The 20,990-nt window shown below is 50.2% G+C and carries 14 protein-coding genes and 1 tRNA gene; 10 read left to right on the top strand and 5 right to left on the bottom strand.

Translation table 11 applies throughout. From position 1 onward, the window contains the following. Positions 1-32: 32 nt before the first annotated feature. A tRNA-Gln gene (locus AB1K62_RS05745) sits at positions 33-106 on the bottom strand. Positions 107-498: 392 nt separating this feature from the next. On the opposite strand from AB1K62_RS05745, the gene AB1K62_RS05740 reads away from it, so the two are divergent. The 6 genes from AB1K62_RS05740 (at position 499) to AB1K62_RS05715 (ending at position 7,474) form a co-directional block, all read left to right on the top strand. After that, positions 499-1,602: an acyl-CoA dehydrogenase family protein gene (locus tag AB1K62_RS05740; RefSeq protein ID WP_367001971.1), complete on the top strand. Its 1,104-nt coding sequence runs from the start codon at positions 499-501 to the stop codon at positions 1,600-1,602. Next, positions 1,602-2,813: an acyl-CoA dehydrogenase family protein gene (locus AB1K62_RS05735; protein ID WP_367001970.1), complete on the top strand. Its 1,212-nt coding sequence runs from the start codon at positions 1,602-1,604 to the stop codon at positions 2,811-2,813. Before AB1K62_RS05740 ends, AB1K62_RS05735 begins: the two co-directional genes overlap by 1 nt. A 254-nt stretch (positions 2,814-3,067) precedes the next feature. Next, on the top strand, positions 3,068-4,264 hold the full coding sequence (locus tag AB1K62_RS05730; protein ID WP_367001969.1) for an acyl-CoA dehydrogenase family protein: 1,197 nt from the start codon (positions 3,068-3,070) through the stop codon (positions 4,262-4,264). Between the two features lie 20 nt (positions 4,265-4,284). Further along, entirely contained in the window at positions 4,285-5,400 is a 1,116-nt protein-coding gene (locus AB1K62_RS05725) for an acyl-CoA dehydrogenase (protein ID WP_367001968.1), read from the top strand. Between the two features lie 276 nt (positions 5,401-5,676). Continuing rightward, complete coding sequence (locus tag AB1K62_RS05720) at positions 5,677-6,780, top strand: Ppx/GppA phosphatase family protein (protein WP_367001967.1); 1,104 nt, start codon at positions 5,677-5,679, stop codon at positions 6,778-6,780. 19 nt (positions 6,781-6,799) lie between these two features. Further along, the gene (locus AB1K62_RS05715) at positions 6,800-7,474 is read left to right on the top strand and encodes an RlmE family RNA methyltransferase (RefSeq protein ID WP_367001965.1); all 675 of its coding nucleotides are present in this window, start codon (positions 6,800-6,802) and stop codon (positions 7,472-7,474) included. A 313-nt stretch (positions 7,475-7,787) separates the two neighbouring features. Here the strand turns inward: AB1K62_RS05715 and AB1K62_RS05710 are convergent, their stop codons facing one another. The 3 genes from AB1K62_RS05710 to AB1K62_RS05700 form a co-directional block, all read right to left on the bottom strand. Then, the gene (locus AB1K62_RS05710; protein WP_367001964.1) at positions 7,788-8,540 is read right to left on the bottom strand and encodes a DsbA family protein; all 753 of its coding nucleotides are present in this window, start codon (positions 8,538-8,540) and stop codon (positions 7,788-7,790) included. Positions 8,541-8,659: 119 nt separating this feature from the next. Beyond that, entirely contained in the window at positions 8,660-10,126 is a 1,467-nt protein-coding gene (locus tag AB1K62_RS05705; protein WP_367001962.1) for a M48 family metalloprotease, read from the bottom strand. Between the two features lie 229 nt (positions 10,127-10,355). Then, on the bottom strand, positions 10,356-13,220 hold the full coding sequence (locus AB1K62_RS05700) for an Rne/Rng family ribonuclease (protein WP_367001960.1): 2,865 nt from the start codon (positions 13,218-13,220) through the stop codon (positions 10,356-10,358). Between the two features lie 605 nt (positions 13,221-13,825). Here AB1K62_RS05700 and AB1K62_RS05695 point away from each other — a divergent pair. The 3 genes from AB1K62_RS05695 (at position 13,826) to lepA (ending at position 19,471) form a co-directional block, all read left to right on the top strand. Then, positions 13,826-14,824 (top strand): N-acetylmuramoyl-L-alanine amidase, encoded by a 999-nt coding sequence (locus tag AB1K62_RS05695; RefSeq protein WP_367001959.1) that lies wholly within the window; start codon positions 13,826-13,828, stop codon positions 14,822-14,824. A gap of 315 nt (positions 14,825-15,139) precedes the next feature. After that, a complete protein-coding gene (locus AB1K62_RS05690) occupies positions 15,140-17,512 on the top strand; it encodes a PBP1A family penicillin-binding protein (RefSeq protein ID WP_367002076.1) in 2,373 nt (790 codons plus the stop codon). A 153-nt stretch (positions 17,513-17,665) separates the two neighbouring features. Continuing rightward, a complete protein-coding gene (gene lepA, locus AB1K62_RS05685; RefSeq protein ID WP_367001957.1) occupies positions 17,666-19,471 on the top strand; it encodes a translation elongation factor 4 in 1,806 nt (601 codons plus the stop codon). 53 nt (positions 19,472-19,524) lie between these two features. Here the strand turns inward: lepA and AB1K62_RS05680 are convergent, their stop codons facing one another. Then, on the bottom strand, positions 19,525-20,280 hold the full coding sequence (locus AB1K62_RS05680) for a class I SAM-dependent methyltransferase (protein ID WP_367001955.1): 756 nt from the start codon (positions 20,278-20,280) through the stop codon (positions 19,525-19,527). A gap of 311 nt (positions 20,281-20,591) precedes the next feature. On the opposite strand from AB1K62_RS05680, the gene AB1K62_RS05675 reads away from it, so the two are divergent. Continuing rightward, positions 20,592-20,987 carry a hypothetical protein gene (locus AB1K62_RS05675; RefSeq protein WP_367001953.1) on the top strand — a complete coding sequence of 132 codons (396 nt, stop codon included), beginning with the start codon at positions 20,592-20,594 and terminating at the stop codon, positions 20,985-20,987. Positions 20,988-20,990 lie beyond the last annotated feature (3 nt).

Here is a 20,990-nt window from a genome sequence, read left to right as displayed (position 1 = left end):
GCATGAGTATCAATATTTTAGATACATGATACTGGATCCCCCGTGAGGATTCGAACCTCAATTAACGGAGTCAGAGTCCGTGGTATTACCATTATACGACAGGGGAGTGTCGGGGGCGCTCTAAAGCGCGGTTATCTGCGGGTCAAGAAATATTTCAAGGGATAGGCCTACTGTTTTGGCATTGGTCCGGTCGCCTTCTAGATCCAACGACGTGCTATATAATTAGCTAGAGATATTGTCTTTTGATTGGTTTTGATAAGTGAAAGCCTGGGTCTTCAACAATTGGATTACTTAGATAATTTCATTGCAGCTGTGGAGATATAGCTGAACTCTTATATTAATAAAGTTTAGTAAATCTAGTGACTGCTACAATCTCATAATTAGAGATGCCGAAAGGTGAAAGTAATGAATGTTACCAAGATATGTCATTGTCATCAATAAGATAGAGCATTAAGGCAGCTAATTTGAGAGGGTCCCTTAAATAATGAAGGCTAAGGAATGAATGATATATCGAAAGAAGAACGTCACGCTATGCGCGACGCTTTTTCGAGGTTGCTAGCCGAGCAGGCAGGCGAGAAGGCGTTGCGTGACGCAATTGCCACTTCACATGGTTACGACGAGAACTTGTGGAAGACTATGTCTGAGATGGGACTTCTCGGGTTGATTGTCGATCCAAAATATGGCGGTGTCGGAGGTGATGCACAACTTCTGGAAGATTTGATGGAGGAGGCGGGCGCACATCTATTATGCAGCCCTTTCATATCTACCGCCGTTATTGCAGCCAGTCTGATATCCGCCTCTTCAGATGAAAGCTTAAAGACGGAGTTGCTCACCTCAATTTGTAATGGAACTAAAATTTTCGCCATTGCTGCTACAGGCAAAAACGGCCTCTGGACAAATGACGACATTTCTATCAAAGCGCGCAAAAATGGCGATCAATGGGTCTTGGATGGTGTCGCATCATTTGTCCTGCATGCCGAAAAAGCTGATCACCTGTTGGTTTTTGCCCTTGCGGATGAGGATACGCTTGTATTTCAGATTGACCATGACGCTGTTGAAATCCAGAAATTGGACACTAATGACCCGACATTACGATTGTCGAAGGTTATTGTCTCAAACACCAGTGCTAATGTCCTTACCGATGTCGGAAAAGTAGCAATTGAAAGAGCTCTTGATCTCGCGAAAGTAGCACTGGCGGGCGAACATGCTGGCGGAGCAAAGACAATATTTGATATGACCGTGGAATATTTGAAAACCCGGTATCAGTTCGGCCGTCAGATCGGGAGCTACCAATCGCTCAAACATATCGCAGCGGATATGCTGATCGAAGTGGAATCGGCAGCCTCTGCGGCTAGGCACGCAGCTAAAATGCTAGCACAGGGTTCGCCAGAATCGAAAACTTTTATTAGTCTTGCCGCCTTCGCATGTGCCGATGCTTATCGCGACGTATCTGCTCAGGCCATTCAGCTTCACGGCGGTATAGCCTATACTTGGGAACATCCCGCGCATCTATACTGGCGGCGCGCGCGGACGGGCATGTGGTTGTTCGGATCTTCGGATCAGCACCGTGAAGAATATCTTACCTGTCTGGAGACGATATAATGGTTAGCAACGCAGCAGAAATGTCTAATGATGCACTCGCGGCAGAAGTTGAAGCTTGGCTCGACGAGCATTGGGATGAGCAAAATCGACGGGAAAAAGGAACTGATCGGTTAAATGTGAAATCGTGGCTCGGAAAACTGGTTGATGCCGGTTACTCGGTGCCAACATGGTCCCCCGATTGGTTTGGCCGGGGATATAGCAGTAAACAGGCTCGTTTGATTGACGAAATATTGAAGTCTCGAAATGTCATCGGCCGTTCGCAGGATCGGTATAATCTAGGAGCCGTCACAGTATATCGGCTCGGTAGCGAGCAACTTAAATCTGAACTTTTGCGAGAGATGTTGACCGGCGCACAAAGCTGTTTGCTTTATTCCGAGCCCAACGCAGGTTCTGATCTTGCAGGAATACGTACCAAGGCAGAGTGGAGCACGGGAGCAGACGGCGGTGAATATGTGATCAATGGTCAGAAAGTGTGGACATCCAACGCGACGGAAGCGACTTATGGAATGTTGATTGCCAGAACCGATTGGGATGTACCAAAGCATAGTGGCATTTCTTTTTTCATTTTCCCAATGAAACAGGATGGCGTGGATATTCGTCCGATTAACCAGATCACGGGGGAATCAGAGTTTAACGAGATTTTTATTGAAAATGCTCGCGTTCCGGCAAGATATGTCGTCGGCGAACTAAATGGCGGCTGGAAAGTATTACAGACCGCGCTCGCCTATGAACGATTAATCATGGGAGAAGGAGCGACCGAAAGACGAGGAAAACAAAAATCAAGCGTGCCCCCTTTGTTAGAACTTGCCAAGAAACACGGCAAGATCGATCATCCGGTTATCCGTCAGAAAGTTGCTCAAGCGGTTGCTTATAGGCAGCTTAATTCCCTTAATATGAGACGGGCAAAAGCAGAGATTATCGCCAACGGTTCATCCTCGTTGATGTCATTGGGAAAACTTGCAATGTCGCGAATACAACACGGTGAAGCACAGGTTGCTGCCGATATTCTCGGGGCCGAAAGTATGCTCGATGGACCAGAATTTAGGGATTCAGCAAACATGAATTTCGATTCTGCCAAAGCCTATATGAATTCGATCGGTGGCGGTAGTGACCAGATCCAGCGTAATATTATTTCTGAACGCATCCTTGGTTTGCCAAGAGAGATAGAGGTCGATCGCAACATGCCTTTTCGAGATGTAAAGTCCGGCTAGTGTTAGTGATTTTGCCAATCACATAATGGATGTTCTCTACATTCTTATGTCATACGCTGTGCGGTTCAGACTTTTGTTTAAAGCCTGGCGCTATTTCTTCATCATATAGTTAGTTGATGTGTTTGAAATGAGCATTACGAATGGTCGCTGTAATCCACCTATTTTATTGAGCAAATTGAAGGGTGAGGAGCGAATTTAGCAGGCGTTCTGACGTGTCAATAAAGGTAATGCTATTCTAGCTATTCGAGGAATATATGGATATAAATTTTAACGTTGACCTCATCACTTTTCGTGATGAAGTTGCGGCATTTCTTGATAGCGCACCGACGGATTCAATCCGTGAAGCGGGCCGTAAAGTGACAAGTGCATTTTCCGATTTTGATAATGCAGTTGAATGGCAGGCTATATTGAATGAAAAGGGTTGGGCTGCACCAAGTTGGCCAAAAGAATACGGCGGAACCGGATGGTCAGTAGAGCAACGGTTCATTTTTTCTGAAGAATATTGTAAGCGCGATTTACCACCATTGCTGCCCAACAGTTTACTGATGGTAGGACCGCTGTTGATTGATCTTGGCACAGCTGAGCAGAAAGCCAAATATCTGCCACGCATATTATCCGGCGAAGATTATTGGACGCAAGGTTACTCTGAACCCAATGCCGGCTCCGATCTGGCTTCATTAAGTTGTCGGGCTGTTCGTGACGGAGATGATTATATAATTACCGGCAGTAAAATCTGGACTACATTAGCGCATCGCGCCAATCGGATGTTCATGCTGGTTCGCACCAATGATCAAGGAAAAAAGCAACAGGGGATTACGTTTCTATTGCTTGATCGGACTGATTACCCCGGCATGGATATTCGCCCTATAACCGGGCTCGATGGTTTTCCCGAACAATGCGAAGTTTTCTTCGACAATGTCCGGGTTCCGCAATCTGGCCGTGTAGGTGAAGAGAATGACGGTTGGGCAGTTGCTAAACATCTCTTGAAGCATGAGCGGGGTGGAGGTGCAAAAAGCCCGACTTTGAGACGTTGGATCGAACGCATCCGTGAAGCAGCTGACATGACGCCTTCACCACACGGAGGCACTTTACTTGAGGACCCTGTTTTCCAGAGAGACTTGGGTGGGCTGGAAGCGGACATCATGTCACTGGAGCACTTTGAAAAACTCGTGATTAGCGGTCATGAAATGGCGAATGATCCGGCTTATCCTTCGATCAACAAGACAATCAGTACAGAACTGGCTCAAAGAGTTTCTGTTCTGATGACACAGGTATCTGGGATTGAGGGTTTGTCGCTAGAGTTAGAAGCATTGAAAATTGGATCGACTGTCAAACCGCTAGGCAGTGAATTCGACTTGGTAGCGATGCCATTTTATCTCAATAGCCGGGCTACCACAATTTATGGTGGCACAAACGAAGTGCAGCGCGACCTCATCGCTCGATCCCTGTAGCGCGGTTAAAGGAAATACGAATGGACTTCTCGTTTACTGAAGAACAGCAAATGCTGCGTGACACCATTACGCGCTTTTTGGGCAAGGCTTATACATTTGATACACGCCAAAAATTGGTATCTTCAGAGCAGCCGTGGTCCCCGGATGTCTGGAATATATTGGTCGAGATGGGACTTACCGAGTTACCTTTTTCTGAAAAAGCGGGTGGTTTAGGGGGCTCGATTGTTGATATAGTGTCCGTAGCAGAACCTTTTGGTGAATATCTGCTGATCGAACCTTATCTGTCATCAATCCTTTTGGCGGGCAAAGCACTAGAATTGGGCGAGAATGATATTTCCCGTTCCTGGTTGCAAAAGATTATTTCTGGCAAGGCAATAGGTGCTTTCGCACATGAGGAGGGCAAAGGAACGGCCACAACTGCTTTGGTGGAGTTTACCGCTAAGGACACTGACGATGGATATATGCTCAATGGTGAAAAACGTCTGGTTCTGGGCGGAGGTGAAGCCGATATTCTGGTCGTTTCAGTCAGAAAGTCAGGCAGGGCAGGTGATACTGGCGGTATCGCCCTTATGCTTGTTGACCCCAAAGCAGAAGGCATAGAAATCAACGCATTTCAGACAATTGACGGGCGAAGCGCAGCGCATATTAAAATCGACAACGTAATGGTCCCAGCAACGCATTTGCTCTCAGAAGATGCGTATGAAGCTCTGTCGGCCATAATTGAAAATGCATCCATTGCACTTTGCGCTGAGGCTGTGGGTATTATGAGGGCGCTGCTCAATATCACAAACGAATATACGGCGACCCGAAAGCAATTTGGTGTGCCTATCGCTTCTTTTCAGGCTATCGCGCACAGGCTTTCGGATATGAAGATCGCTTTTACGAAGGCGCAGGCGACACTCTATTACACAACAGCGCTGGCAGAAGCGGGGCGAACAACATCACGGGATATTGCGATTATGAAAGGCCAGATCGGCAAACTCGGTCGTGCCATTGGTGAGGGGGCTATTCAATCGCATGGCGGAGTAGGTATGACTGATGAACTGATTGTTAGCCATCATCATAAGCGGCTCATTGCAATTGACGCTATGTTCGGTGACAGCGAATATCATCTTCGAAAAGTTGGGCTGAACTAGCTCAATATCCGGATATTGAGGGATTCGCGAGATACATTCCAAGAATGTAGAGCATATTGTATAGAGCAGCTGATCTGAAATCTGGTTGATCTTTCCGTTCGACACTTCCGGTATAACTATAAGAATTTTCTCCGTTTCATTGGTAACGGGCAGTCAAGACCGCACATCAATACGTCCTTTTGCGCTAAATCCTTGCACAACGGTTTTCCTGCGGTTATCTCTATATTCAAATACCGGCGGTATGATCCGATCCGGAGAGATATAAGAGTAACGGTTATGGCGGATGAAGCATCCCCATCGCCGCAACAACAGGACGGCGGAAAATCCGCGAGGATGAACCGCTCGAAACATGCGGCGACATATAGAGGTGGTAGGCGAAAAGCGCCTCCTTCTCATACCAATGGTGTCCGCTGGCCGCGGCTGCGGTCCTATGCGGCAATTGATTTGGGCACGAATAACTGCCGATTATTGGTAGCAAAGCCTTCTTCGGATGGCTTCATTGTTACCGATGCGTTTTCGCGTGTCGTGCGGCTGGGTGAAGGTTTGATCGAAACAGGCCGGATCAGTAACCGGGCGATGGACCGGGCCGTTGCGGCACTTTCCATTTGTTCGGACAAATTGAAGCGCCGGAATGTCACGCTTGCCCGGTCCGTGGCGACAGAAGCATGCCGCCGGGCCAGCAATGGCGACAGGTTTATTGATCGTGTACGACAGGAAACCGGCATTGCGCTCGACATTATTACCGCAGAAGAAGAGGCGCGGCTTGCAGTATTGGGCTGTCAGATATTGCTAGAGCCAGGGGAGGGGCCAGCGCTGATTTTCGATATTGGCGGCGGATCGACAGAATTGGTGCTCGTCGATACTTCGGGCGCTGCACCAAAAATTATTGACTGGTTGAGCGCCCCTTGGGGCGTTGTCTCGCTGACCGAGACAGAAAAACATATCGGTGATGACGCGCAATCCCGCGCACAGGCATATCAAAATATGCGTGCGCGGGTAAGGGATAGCTTTTCTGAATTCGCTGGCCGCCTGCCGATTACGGAACATAGCGATTTCCGGTTACTGGGAACCAGCGGCACAGTGACAACGCTGGCCAGCCTCCATCTGAAACTTCCCCATTATGACCGAAAGCTGATTGATGGTTTGATTGTTCCGGCAGATTCTATGCGTGATATTAGCGCAATGCTTGCTGCTTGCTCACCGGAAGAGCGCGCCGCGATACCCTGTATCGGCAAGGAACGTGCGGGTCTGGTCGTTGGCGGCTGTGCGATACTTGATTCTATTCTTGAAATCTGGCCAGCCAGCCGGGTCGGAGTGGCAGACCGCGGCATCAGAGAGGGCATATTACGATCGCTAATGTCTTCCCATGAGCGGAAGTAGCCATGATGGGAGTATTTAGATGAGCCGAGGAAGATCAGGCCATAAAGAGCGGGTAAAAACTGCAAAGGGCCGTAAAATCGGTTCCACCCGCTGGTTGGAACGGCAGTTAAATGACCCCTATGTCAAAAGAGCGAAAGCCGATGGCTATCGTTCTCGTGCTGCCTATAAAATATTGGAACTGGATGAGCGATTCAAATTCGTCCGTAAAGCGCGGGCCGTGGTCGATCTGGGGATTGCGCCGGGGGGCTGGGCACAGGTCATTCGTAAATCTGTGCCAAAGGCCAAAATTGTCGGTATAGACCTGCTTCCGGTAGATCCGATTGAGGGCGTTACCATTTTCGAAATGGATTTCATGGACGATAGTGCTCCTGACTTGCTTATGGATGCCCTGGGCGGTCCCCCCGATCTGGTCTTGTCGGATATGGCAGCGAATACCGTTGGTCATCAGCAAACCGACCATCTGCGGACCATGGGGCTGGTTGAGGCCGGCGCCCATTTTGCTGTCGAGAACCTGCAAGAAGGCGGAGCTTTTGTGGCAAAGGTTCTGGCCGGGGGGACTGATAAAGATTTGCTCGCTTTGCTGAAAAAACATTTCAAGACTGTCAAACACGCCAAACCTCCAGCAAGCCGAAAAGGTTCATCCGAATGGTATGTCGTGGCGCAGGGCTTTAAAGGGCGGCAAAATCAGGGGTAGGTTTTGCTTTGTCACGGTCCAAAGTTCACACAAGTCACACAGGTGGTTTTTCGTAAGTTATTGAATATAAATCGAAATTTTCTAGCGGCGTTCTAATTTTGGACATAGCGCCATGAATGACCCCTGCACAAGCATAAGGTGAGAAAAATATTCAGAACTGAGAAAGAGCGGGTAAACTATCATAGGGCAAGCCGGTTAGGAAAGCAGTTTAAGCATGGGGCCAAAATATATAGCCGGTAAAAATATCTCACAAGTCGCGCCGCCAATCGGACAAATCATGTCCGTCAATCCGATGAGCCAAAACTGCTTGATGTTATTTCGACTTGCGTGCTTTCGCGATCATTTCTTTTAAACCATTATAGCCGACTGCGCCGACCTCTGTTTGATTGCCGATTACAAACGCGGGCGTGCCAGTGAATTGCAGCTTGCGCGCGATCTGGATATTATTTTGCAGCTCTTTACGGGCTTCGGGTGATTTGATGAATTTACGGGCGGCTGCCATATCCAGTCCGACCTCTTTGGCCGCACTTTCAATGGTTGAAGGGGTAGGACGCCCGGTGGCGAACATGGTTTTGTGGAATTGGTAATATTTCCCCTGTTTCGCAGCGGCCAGCGCCATTAACGCGGCATCATTGCTGGCCTCGCTAAGTATCGGGAGTTCGCGAAAGACAACCTTGATATTCTTGTCTTCCTTCACAATCCGGTCAATGTCGGCGGTGGTTTGTTTGCAATAAGGGCAGGCAAAATCGGAATATTCGACAAGAATGACATCGCCATTGGGATTTCCAGCATAGGCATTCCCGGCAAAGGGACTTTCAATCTCGGCCCGTATGCCGTCAAGTGCTGCTCCCTTTTGCCGGTTTTGCAAAATTTCTACCGCCTCGGGGATGATCTCAGGGTTTTCGAGGATATAATTCCGCACAATAGCTTCGATCGCGGCCTGTTGCTTGCTGTCAATGCCCGCGGCCAATGCGGCCTTTGCGGCTTCGTCACTTGCTGATGCGCTATTTGCCTGCATGAACCAGACGGCTGCACCCGCAGCTATGGCCATAATGCCACCTGCCATAATCATCCACTTTCTTTTAATATTGTCCACATGTCACCATTTCAAAAAGGTTCCGGCTTCCTTGCGGAAGCTTTCTTCAATTGTCCACAATTGTTACTAAAGGGGGGCGGGTAGCAAGATTAACGTCGCCGCTTGTCTGCTCGTTCAAATTCGTTTTTCGCGATCAGCGAGATATCCTGTGCACGGATCCATTCCGGTGTGTTTTCCGTAATACCGGACATGGCGATTTGCGAGCTGCGGATTGCGCTGCTGTAATTGCGTTGCAACAGAGCGCTTTCCGCGGTTGCAAGCTGTGCGCGAGCGGTGTCACCTTGACGCGAATACACAACGCCTAATTGATACCATGCAAACGGATTTTGATTGTCCTTTGCTACTGCGGCTTTCAATACGCGCTCGGCTTCCTCAAAATGGGACTCGTCCTCGGTGGCGATAAGCGCATGACCAAACAGACTGGCGATCAGAGGGTGGTTATTGGTCAGTTGGACCGCTTTGCGTAACGAGGCAATGGCTTCTTCCGGTCTACCGGACTCCAACAATATCTGTCCACGTAGTTCCAGGAAATAAGGGTCTTTCGGAGCATCGTTTAACAGATTGGTGACTTCTGCCAATGCGCGGTCGGGATAAGCGCTTTTGTGCCAGGCATAGGCGCGGGCATAGCGTGCGGGAACGCTTTGATCGCTTTCAGGAAATTCCCGTAAGGTCACCGCAGGTTCGCTGGTATAGCCGAGCAATTTTGCCTTGACCCGCTGGAACCGTTTCTCAAGTTCCGGATCAGGAGGCGTATCCCATGCCGGGTCGGCCTGATAGACATCGCGGAGCAGTGTGATACGTTCTCCTGATAGCGGGTGGGTGCGACTATAGCTGTCTTCTTGCGGAATACCGAGGCGGAATTCGTAATTTTGCAGCTTCTTGAAGAAATCAATCGACCCTTTGCCGGTAATACCCGCTCCGGAAAGATAGCGCGCGCCCGCTGAATCGGCGCTGCGCTCCTGAACCCTGCTAAAGGCTAGAAACTTGCTGGTAGCGGCTTGCTGACCTGCCGCCAATATACCTGCTCCGGCATCTCCTGCACCAGCAGCAATAGCCGCGGCGCCCAGTATAAGACTGAGTATCGTGATGCCGGTCGCCGTTTTTATACCTTCGTTAAACCGGATGATATGCCCGCCGGTAATATGGCCAAGCTCATGGGCCATGACACCTTGAATCTCGACAGCGCTTTCCGCTTCTTCGATGGTTCCGGAATAGAAATATATACGCTGCCCACCTGCTACAAACGCATTGACCTGTTTGCTATTGATCAGGACAACATCAACATCCTTGGCATCCAGTTCAGATACTTGCACCAATGGCGCGACCATATCACTGAACAGGGCTTCGGTTTCTGCGTCCCGTAGAATGGACTGCGCTGCCACCGGCTGTGCGGTGATAGCGACTATCGCGAGTAAGGCCGTGATAAATTGTCCAGCGCGAAACAGGGAAGCGCGGGACAAGCGCGCACGGGACAGGGATGCACGGGACAGGGAGAAACGGGCAAAAAGCGCATGTTTTCTATGCTGCGGCGCTGTTATGATATTCCCCTGGGGCATATATTTCCTCTGAATGTAATCCTGGCGAATAGATATTCCTGTAACGAACCCTTAATCCAACAGGCTGAACCTGCGATGAAATGCTGATGCTAACAAGCAGCGGCCTGCCATCCTTGCTATGGCAGTTGATATCAGAAGTTGTGCCCCCGCTCAAACGAGGCGTTTGTTCGGAGGCACATATAATTAGGCCAATAATTGCTCTCAGTAGATTACTACCGGCCACATATCTTTAACCAAAGGTCCGTTGCCACCATCCGGCACGCGGAGCGGCTTTCTTTTTGGTTCCGTCATCTTTTTCGGTTCCGCTATTATCGGTTCCGGATTCTTTGGCATCATTGCTTTTTTCAGTTCCAGAAGACTGTTCAGCTGCTTTTTTCTCAGAGGACGTTTCTTTCCCGGAAGGCGCTTCTTTTGTTACGTCTTCATCGGCTTTTTTCGCTGAAGATTTTTTAGCCGCCGGTTTTTTGGTTGCTGGCTTCGCTGGCTTATCATCAGCTTTTTTAGCTCTAGCTCGCACTGCCTTTTTTGCAGCCGGTTTCTCGGCTTTGGCTGCATCAGCAGTTTCCGCTGTTTCTCCAGCTGGTTCCGCCGCTGTCTCTGATGTTTTCTCGGCGGTCGCCTTGGCTTTGCGCGGGGCGCGGCGGCGTTTGGGCTTTTCCTCGACCTCTTTCACTGCGGCATCTTCTGTTGCCACATTTTGGTCAGGCGCCTGTTCCGGTGCCGCATCCGAAGCACCGTCTGATGTGTCGGCTTTCTTGCGCGAACGACGGGCTCTTTTTGGCTTTTCGGCTGGTGTAGCTGTTTCTTCGGTCACAGCTTCAGCGCTGCTTTCCGCCGGACTATCTGAGGCTGCATCCTTCGCCGCTACGGCCTCGTCATCTGAAGATTTGCGGGTGCGTCCGCCGCGTGAACGGCGTGATTTTGGCTTATCACCATCTTCGCTGTCCGGTTTCGCGGTGTCCGCATCAGAAGCAACGGCATCCTGCTTTTCGCTGTTGTCGTTATCACCATTGCCGGTGTCATTATTACGGTCGTTACGCCGGCCTCCGCGTCGTCCTCTTCGTCCACGACGCTTGCGGGGGCTTCCGTCCGTTTCGTTATCCTGCTCTACTTTATCAGAGGATGCGTCATCTTCATCCTGATCGACAATCGGTTCAAATTTCGGCGCATTTTTTGGCGGGCTACCAGAGCCCTTAACTTCCATCCGAGCGCCTTCTATCTCTCCGTCGGGCACGATTTCTACTGAAACGCCGTAACGCTTTTCGATCTCGTCAATTTCATGCCTTTTGCTGTTCAGAACATATATAGTCGCTTCCTGACTGGCCGTAAGGGTGATTTGGCTGGCTTTACCTTTTGCGGCTTCTTCCTCAATCAGGCGCAGAGCCGATAGAGCAGAGGATGATGCCGTGCGGACAAGGCCGGTGCCTTCACAATGCGGGCATATTTTTGTTGATGCTTCCAGAACGCCGGTGCGGAGGCGCTGGCGGCTCATTTCCAGCAAGCCGAAGCTAGAAATACGGCCTACCTGAATACGGGCGCGGTCGTTTTTCAATGCATCACGCATCGCTCGCTCAACTTTGCGGATATTGCTTTGTCGGTCCATGTCGATGAAATCGATCACCACCAAACCGGCCATATCGCGCAAGCGTAGTTGGCGGGCAATTTCCGCTGCGGCTTCCAGATTGGTTTTGACTGCCGTGGCTTCAATGCCATGCTCGCGGGTGGAACGGCCAGAGTTAATGTCGATCGACACCAGTGCTTCGGTCGGGTTGATGACCAGATAACCACCGGATTTCAACTGGACCTCCGGCTGATACATGGCGGAAAGCTGATCCTCTACGCCGTAACGCTGAAACAGGGAAACCGGGTCAGCATAGCTTTTGACCCGCCGGCTATGGCTGGGCATTAGCAACTTCATGAAATTTTTGGCGGCGGCATAACCGTCTGCGCCTTCGACCAGAACTTCCTCAATCTCGCGGTTATAGATGTCACGGATCGCCCGTTTGATCAGATCACTATCGCTATGGATCAATTTGGGAGCTACTGCACCCAATGTATTTTCGCGCACTTCATCCCACAGTCTGGCGAGATAATCAAAATCGCGTTTTATTTCCGGTTTCGTGCGAGAAAGCCCGGCGGTCCGAACGATGCATCCCATCGTGCTGGGTAGATTCAGATCCGCAATGATGGACTTTAACCGTTTCCGGTCACCGGCATTATTGATTTTGCGACTGATGCCGCCGCCATGGGATGTATTGGGCATGAGAACGCAATACCGTCCCGCAAGGCTGAGATAGGTGGTGAGGGCAGCTCCTTTGTTGCCGCGCTCTTCCTTGACAACCTGTACCAGAACAACCTGACGTCGTTGAATAACGTCCTGAATCTTATACCGTTTTCGTAGGGCCATGCGCTTCTGGCGTGCCTGGTCACTGGCTTTGGCCACGTTGTTGCGCCCACCATTGGATTCACCTTGTCCGCGATTACGGCCTTTGCCGCGTCTACGGTTGTTGCGGCGCTTGTTCGCTGATTCATTGCCGTCATTATCGGAATCATCACCGGCTTCGTCATTATTATCGACGTCGCTGTCATCATCGTCGCTGTCATCACTGTCGCTGTCATCACTGTCGCTGTCGGCATCATCATTGGGAACTTCGCCTTCGGTGACGTCAATCGTATCAACGCTATCATCTTTTTCTACTTCGACCAGCGCGGTATCCAACTCTTCGGTGGCTTCGCTACGCACCATATCAGCAGGCGATTCATCTTCCTCTTCTTCTTTCGCGCGCAGGGCTGCTTCTTCGGCAGCATGCTCTGCTTCTTCGGCGAGCAGACGTTCACGATCTTCCTGAGGGATTTGATAATAGTCGGGATGAATTTCGCTAAATGCCAGAAATCCGTGACGGTTGCCGCCATAATCAACAAATGCAGCCTGAAGCGAGGGTTCTACTCGCGTTACTTTTGCTAGATAAATATTGCCTTTTAACTGTTTGTGATCGGAGGATTCGAAATCGAATTCCTCAATTTTGTTCCCTTTTACGACTGCCACCCGGGTTTCTTCCTGGTGGCGCGCGTCGATTAACATGCGCGTGCTCATTCAATATACTCCTGACATGGCGCGGCGGAAATTTACCCGGCGGAGCCATGCAATATAAAAGGGATGACGTCTTCTTGCGCACAGCCAAACCAATGGCTCTCCATCGATGGGGGGCGGGCGGCGTCATCCGGTTAAGTTCAAACATCTCTGAAAAAAATGTGTCTGCAACAAATACATGGCCCGGGCCGTTAGCCAGGGACTTTCCGTCCATAGAAACACTTCCCTGTGGAAGAGTTCCGGAGCCGGAGATGTCATGCCTCATGTCGCGTCAACCTGTAAGTGCAGGGCTGATGCCCCGCTTAGTTCGTGTCTTTTAGAAATTTTCTAACGACACAAATGGTGTGCTAGCACCGTAATTGCAAATCGGCAATACAAACTATCATATGGTCAGATTACTATATCGCCACTCATCTGCTGTGATTATATCACCGGCGGCAAGCGGAGTGGCTATAGAGACAATCCTTATTAACTATTTAATTTTACAAGATAATATGGTTAATCCTTCATTGTAAAATAACTCTCTTCTATGGCCGGGTGCCAACTATATTGCGGACGATATGAATTTTAACTGGACCGATAGAACAGGCTGGCTGCATATGATGCCCATGTCTTTTGTAGCAATTTTAGCGTCCACGCTATTGGCCTTATGTCCTGCGAATGCCGGTTCCATTACATTGTTTCAGGAAAGTTCTGGATTAAAAGGAGATTTTGGCAATTCCCAGCATTTCAGCGCGGTATTAAGTGACCATCTTGTAATGAACAGCTTGCCAATGGGGAGTGGCCGCCATGTTTTACCTTCAACGACCAAATTGCGGGCCGAACCGCCTAAATCCTCTTACAGTGTAAAAATGCCTCTCGGTAAACCCCAGACCAAGCTTGTTTTACCTAAAATATACGGTCCAAAAAACCAAAACCGCCCGTTGGTGGTCATTGATGCCGGTCATGGCGGTCATGACCCGGGCACGGTTTCGCCGCATGGCGGCTTGTATGAAAAAAATATTGTGCTCGAAATTGCTAAAGCAGTCCGGGACGAGTTGGTTTCCAATGGCCGGATTCGCATAGCATTGACGCGAGAAGGGGATAATTATCTGTTTCTGGAAGAAAGATACGGCATTGCCCGGCGACTGAACGCAGACCTTTTTATTTCTATCCATGCCGATGCCGCTGGCAATCCGTTGGCTTCCGGCGCGACCGTATATACATTATCAGAAGTCGCATCAGACCGGGAAGCAGCCAAATTGGCAGCGCGTGAAAACCGGGGAAATATCATAAACGGTGTTAATCTTGGTGAGGCTAATCGCGAGGTGTCTTCCATATTGATTGATCTCACCCAGCGCGAAACAATGGCCAAATCTGCTGATTTTGCCAAATTACTGATCCGCGAAGGAGAGCGAATGATAAAATTTCGCACCAACCCGCATCGCTTTGCTTCACTGGTCGTGCTGAAAGCGCCGGATACGCCGTCAGTATTGTTTGAAAGTGGTTATTTAACGAACGAGGAAGATGTTGCGCTTTTAGGCTCCCAGACAGGGCGATCAAAGGTTGCGATCGGTATCGCCAATGCAATCGAGGCGCATTTTGCCCGAAAAGCGACGAAACATTAGTTGCGAGACATTCGTTGCTTTGTGCGCGATGCCCGGGGAAGATTGATGGTTGCGGCTTAATGCTTTGTGCACTCCCGCTCCAATTTAAGCAGTTTGATTTTTTCGTCGATATTTTCTGGATAATGCCTCTGATGGTGCTAGATAGCGCAGTATATGGTCAATACTCCCGATACCGATGGCCCCGAAGCCACAGAGAGCCTTGCGTACAAGCTGGAACGCAATAGTGGCGGTTTTACACGCTGGTTGGGCAGGCTATGGAAGAAGCCCTGGTTCCGTATTCTCTTGGCGTTCTTGGCATTATGCCTAATCGGCTGGATGCTGATCTGGTTTCTGTTCGCGCGTGATTTGCCTGATGCGAAAATGCTGAAAGAATATGAACCGCCATTACCGACTGTTGTTCGCGCCTATGATGGTGAACCGGTGCACAGCTATGCCAGAGAAAGACGGGTACAACTACAATATAGCGATTATCCGGTCTTGTTGATCCGGGCCTATCTCGCTGCGGAAGACCGGACATTTTTTGAACATGGTGGTCTGGACTATCCCGGAATTGCGGCTGCGATCATCACCAATCTCACCAGAAGCGGTAGGCCGGTTGGTGCCTCTACAATCACGCAGCAGGTTGCCAAAAACCTGCTTTTGACAAATGAGCTTTCCTACCGCCGTAAAGTCCGTGAAGCCTTGCTTGCCTATCGAATAGAGGAAGTGCTCACCAAACAGGAGATATTGGAACTTTATCTCAACCAGATTTTTCTCGGTCGTAACGCTTATGGTGTGCAAGCCGCCGCACAGGCATATTTTGGCAAAGATGTAGACGAGTTGGAGCTTCAGGAAATGGCCTATCTCGCGATTCTGCCAAAGGGGCCGGCCAATTACCGTCCGGAAAACAACCAGGAACGGGCCATCTCCAGACGGAACTGGGTGCTGGGCCGGATGCTGGCCAATAAATGGATTACGCGGGAGCAGCATGATGTGGCGACTGTCCAGCCTTTAGAGACCATCCGTTCGCGTGGCGAACGATATGAGCGGGTCGGTGGTTATTTTATTGAGGAAGTGCGCCGTCAATTGATCGAGAATTTCGGAGAAACCGAAGAAGATGGCTCGAACAGTGTATATGCCGGAGGCCTGTGGGTTCGTACTTCCCTAAATCCGCGATTGCAGGAATATGCCAAGGATGCTCTGCGTAATGGTTTATTGCGCTATAGTCTTGGTAAGCGCTGGAGCGGGCCGATTAACACCATTAAAATAGACGAAAAATGGGCGCAGCGGCTGGCATCGACCTATATCGCTACTGATTATGACGACTGGCAAATCGCTGTGACATTGGAGCGGCAGGGGAAAGGCGCTGAGATCGGATTTTCCGACGGAAGAACAGGCGCGATAGCCAGTGCGCCTGACAAGCTGGCCGCTGGTGATATAATTGCTGTAAGTCCACAAGGCGGGAGCAACTATGCACTACGCAATGTGCCCAAAGTGTCAGGCGGGATGGTCGTGCAGAATCCGCATAATGGCCGTATATGGGCGATGCAGGGTGGTTTTGATGATCGGATGAGTGCGTTCAACCGCGCAACGCAGGCAGAGCGTCAGCCGGGCTCGACGATCAAGCCGTTCGTCTATGCGACTGCGCTTGACCAAGGCATGACCCCTGCGTCTATCATTGTGGATAGCCCGTTCTGTGTATATCAATCGGCGTCGCTGGGGCGGAAATGCTTTCGCAATTTCGGTAACTCAAGAGGGGCCGGAGAACAGACTTTACGCTGGGGCGTAGAACAGTCACGCAACCTGATGACAGTGCGCGCCGCCAATGATGCTGGCATGGAAAATGTCGTCAAAACCATCAAGACCATGGGTATTGGTGATTATGAACCATATCTTTCATACGCGTTGGGGGCAGGCAGCACGACAGTACAGAAGCTGACCAATGCATATTCGATGTTGGTCAACTATGGGCGTGAACTAAAGCCCACTGTCATTGATTATGTTCAGGATCGGCACGGAAAAGTGATATTCCGGGCAGACAAACGGATTTGCGAAGATTGCAATCAGGTTGATTGGGACGGGGGACGGATGCCGCGTCCACGTCCTGTCGGGAAACAGCTTATGAACCCGATGACCGCTTATCAGATCGTTAATATTATGGAAGGCGTCGTGACTCGCGGGACGGCGCAACGGCTGCGAAGCCTTGATCGTCCGTTATTTGGTAAAACCGGAACGTCGAACGGCCCCACCAATGTCTGGTTCGTAGGTGGATCGCCGGATATGGTAGCGGGTGTCTACATGGGCTTTGACCAGCCAGCGAATATGGGCGGCTATGCACAGGGCGGGACATTGGCCGCGCCGGTTTTTAAAGAATTTGCTGAAAAAGCTATGAAGGGAATGCCGAAGACGCCATTTGTCGCGCCGCACGGAATCCGGATGGTTCGGGTTGACCGCAAGACCGGCAAGCGGGTTTTTGGAGGCTGGCCGTCTGACGACCCACGATCGGCAGTCATATGGGATGTGTTTAAACCGGAAACTGAACCCAGACGTTCTATTCGCAAAGAGGAATTGCTGGCCCGGCTGGAAGCCAAGAAGGCGCAATTGAAAGCTGCCAAGATTGCCGCGCGTAACCGGGCAGCAAATGCAGGAAACCGCGGGAATGCACAAAATGATAGTGAGTTTCTTCAAGAAGAAGGCGGTATTTACTAGAGCAGCTTTTCAAGCTGGATGCTGCTTGAAAGATATGCACTGGTTAAAGAATATACACGCCGACCCTTGGTGCTAGCATTATTCTTTGCCTAACAGTGGCCATTTTACTGTTTCCCTGCTGACAGGGGGAGAAAGCCCTGCTATCGGCGCGCTATGACTGAACGCTCTCATATTCGTAATTTTTCGATCATCGCGCATATTGACCACGGTAAATCAACGCTGGCCGATCGGCTGATCCAATATACTGGTGGTTTGAGCGAGCGTGAAATGAGTGAGCAAGTGCTCGACAATATGGATATCGAGCGTGAACGCGGTATTACCATTAAGGCGCAAACCGTTCGGTTAAACTATACCGCGAAAAATGGTGAGACTTATGAACTCAGTCTCATGGATACGCCGGGCCATGTTGACTTTGCTTATGAAGTGTCACGCAGTCTCGCTGCCTGTGAAGGGGCACTGCTGATCGTTGATGCGGCGCAGGGCGTGGAGGCGCAGACGCTGGCCAATGTCTATCAGTCTATCGAGCATGATCACGAAATTATTCCGGTTTTGAACAAGATTGATTTGCCCGCCGCCGACCCGGAAAGGGTGCGTACGGAGATTGAGGAAATTATCGGGATTGATGCCTCTGAAGCGGTGCAGGCCTCTGCAAAATCGGGCATCGGAATAGAAGATATACTCGAACAGATAGTCCAAAAGATACCGCCACCCAGCGGCGACCGCAATGCACCATTGAAGGCCATGCTCGTCGACAGCTGGTATGATCCCTATCTGGGCGTTGTCATTCTGGTTCGTGTCAAAGACGGTGTGCTGACCAAAGGTCAGCGAATCAAATTCATGGCGCAGGGGACCGAGCATCTGGTCGACCGTGTCGGCTGTATGCGGCCAAAGATTGAGCAACTGCCTGAGCTGGCCGCAGGTGAAATTGGTTTCATCACCGCGCAGATCAAGGAAGTATCACAAACCGCGGTCGGCGATACGATCACTACGGTCAAAGGCGGGGCGGCAGAGGCGCTGCCAGGCTTCCAGGAAGTGCAATCGGTTGTTTTCTGTGGTTTGTTTCCGGTTGATGCCGCCGATTTTGAAAAGCTGCGTGAAAGTATCAGCAAGCTGCGTCTGAATGATGCGAGCTTTAGCTTCGAGATGGAAACAAGCGCGGCGTTGGGGCAGGGGTTCCGCTGTGGTTTTCTGGGACTATTGCATCTGGAGATCATTCAGGAGCGATTGACCCGTGAATATGATCTGGATCTTATTACGACGGCGCCTTCTGTTGTTTATCGTATGGTGATGAATGACGGATCGGAACAGTTTTTGCACAACCCCGCTGATATGCCCGATGTTGTGAAAATCGCGGATATTGAAGAGCCATGGATTGAAGCGACCATCTATTGCCCGGACGAGTATCTTGGCGGTATCCTGAAACTCTGTCAGGACCGGCGCGGGATACAGAAGAACCTGACTTATGTCGGGGGCCGGGCGCAGATCATTTATGAATTGCCGCTCAACGAGGTGGTGTTTGACTTTTACGATCGGCTAAAGAGTATCTCGCGCGGTTATGCGAGCTTTGACTATCATCAAGTCGGTTTACGGTCTGGGCAACTCGTCAAGATGAACATCATGGTGAATGGTGATCCGGTTGATGCGCTTAGCATGATTGTACACCGCGACGCGGCCGAAGCGCGTGGGCGTCATATGTGTGAGCGGCTAAAAGACCTGATCCCGCGTCACTTGTTCAAAATCCCGGTACAAGCGGCCATTGGCGGCAAGGTGATTGCCCGCGAAACGATTGCAGCGATGCGTAAGGATGTGACGGCCAAATGCTATGGCGGCGACATTAGCCGCAAGAAAAAGCTGCTCGACAAGCAGAAGAAGGGCAAGGCCAAGATGCGCGAATATGGCAATGTCAGCATACCACAGGAAGCGTTTATCGCAGCTTTGAAAATGGGTGACGAGAGTTAAGTAACCCATTGGGGTTAAACGTTAAGTTCTACTTCCTGAGAGGGGCAGGCCCGTTACTCTTGCAATCCACACGGTTTAATCTCATCGGGAAGCGGCGCTTTGCCAACGGGATAGAAGCGGGCAAAATAGCCGCCTAGTTCGGGCCGTTGCATAAAACCCGCCAATTGATAGCCCACCGCTTCAAATTCGCAAAAAAGCTGTTTGGGCGGCGTGCCATGCTGCGAAAAGGGGCGGTCGACTTCAACCACAATCACTTCGCCGCCATCATAGCGTCCTCCGTTCTGGTCCCGGCGAATGGCAGGGCGCAGACGCGACAGAAAAGCATAAGGCTCGCTTACCTCATGATACATGTGGACAAGAAATATACGATCAAAGCTATTTTCCGGCAAACGCGGATCATCTGGCGCGCCCAGTTTAATTGACACATTGTCGAGTGATTCCCGCGCTACCCTGTCCGCCAGCCTTTCAATCGCTTCCTTGTCAATATCCTGTGCCAATACGCGCCCGTCGGCTCCGACTTTTTCCGCGAGCCGTACCGTATAATAGCCTTCACCAGCACCAATATCGGCAACTGTCATGCCGGGCTTTATATTGGCAGAGGCCATGATCTCCTCCGCCTCTCCGCGCTTGTCGCGCGCTGTTTCGGTAGACCATTGATTGCCGGAAAGATCAGAAACAGGCCGGGAGGCAGGGGGATAGCCCCGTGCGGTTTCCAGCCGGTTGCTATCCTCCTCCGACACCCGCTTACAACCAGCTAAAGGAATCGCGAGCATTATAACCACGGAAAATAATATGGAACGATGGGCCATAAATCTAGTCATAGAAATGAACTAGGTGAGGTGAGGGGCGGGAGCAATGGTGTTTTATTCCCTATTCTGAAAATGAGGGAATTAGGCCTTATCTTGACCAGGCGTGTGAACATTGTTTGATTATGGGAAAACATGTCCCAAAAATTGCTAGTGAAACTACAACATTTGGTAATCCAGATAGCAGATCCTTGTAATTTTTGGCCTGAAACAAGTTGATTTGGCTTTTGAGAAAAAAGAGTTATACTGATGAAAATGTCAGCCGAAGGAAACATTTGGCGGCGCAGTGTGAGAGTATGCAGAAAGGATATAAGATGGTTGCAGCGGCATCCCATAAACCGGCCAGAAAAGGTCGTGCCAATGGTAATGACCTGCCCGGACCAAATGTGTCCTGGAGCAAAAAGATGAGCAATAACTGCGCCGCAGCCTTGCTTGTTTATACCATGCTGCAAATTTTCTTTGTGCTCAATTTTATCAAGACCGAAGGCATGTCCATTGCTCCTTATTTTGGACTGATATTATTGGTTGCGGTGATCATTCCATTCTGTCGCAAATATGAAAAACGCTGGGAAAAGATGGATTCCACGGGTCTCACGGCGGAAAGCCTGGCCGCCCGGTTTCGTAAGGATCAAATCATCCTGTGGATGTTGGCGCTGGGCCTGCCGTTTGTATTTGTCGGAATCATCCTGCTAATCGGCGCGATATTTTAGACA

The organism is Parasphingorhabdus sp. JC815, assembly GCF_040717415.1.
Taxonomy (GTDB): Bacteria; Pseudomonadota; Alphaproteobacteria; order Sphingomonadales; family Sphingomonadaceae; genus Parasphingorhabdus.
This window is presented reverse-complemented; position numbering and strand designations above follow the sequence as displayed.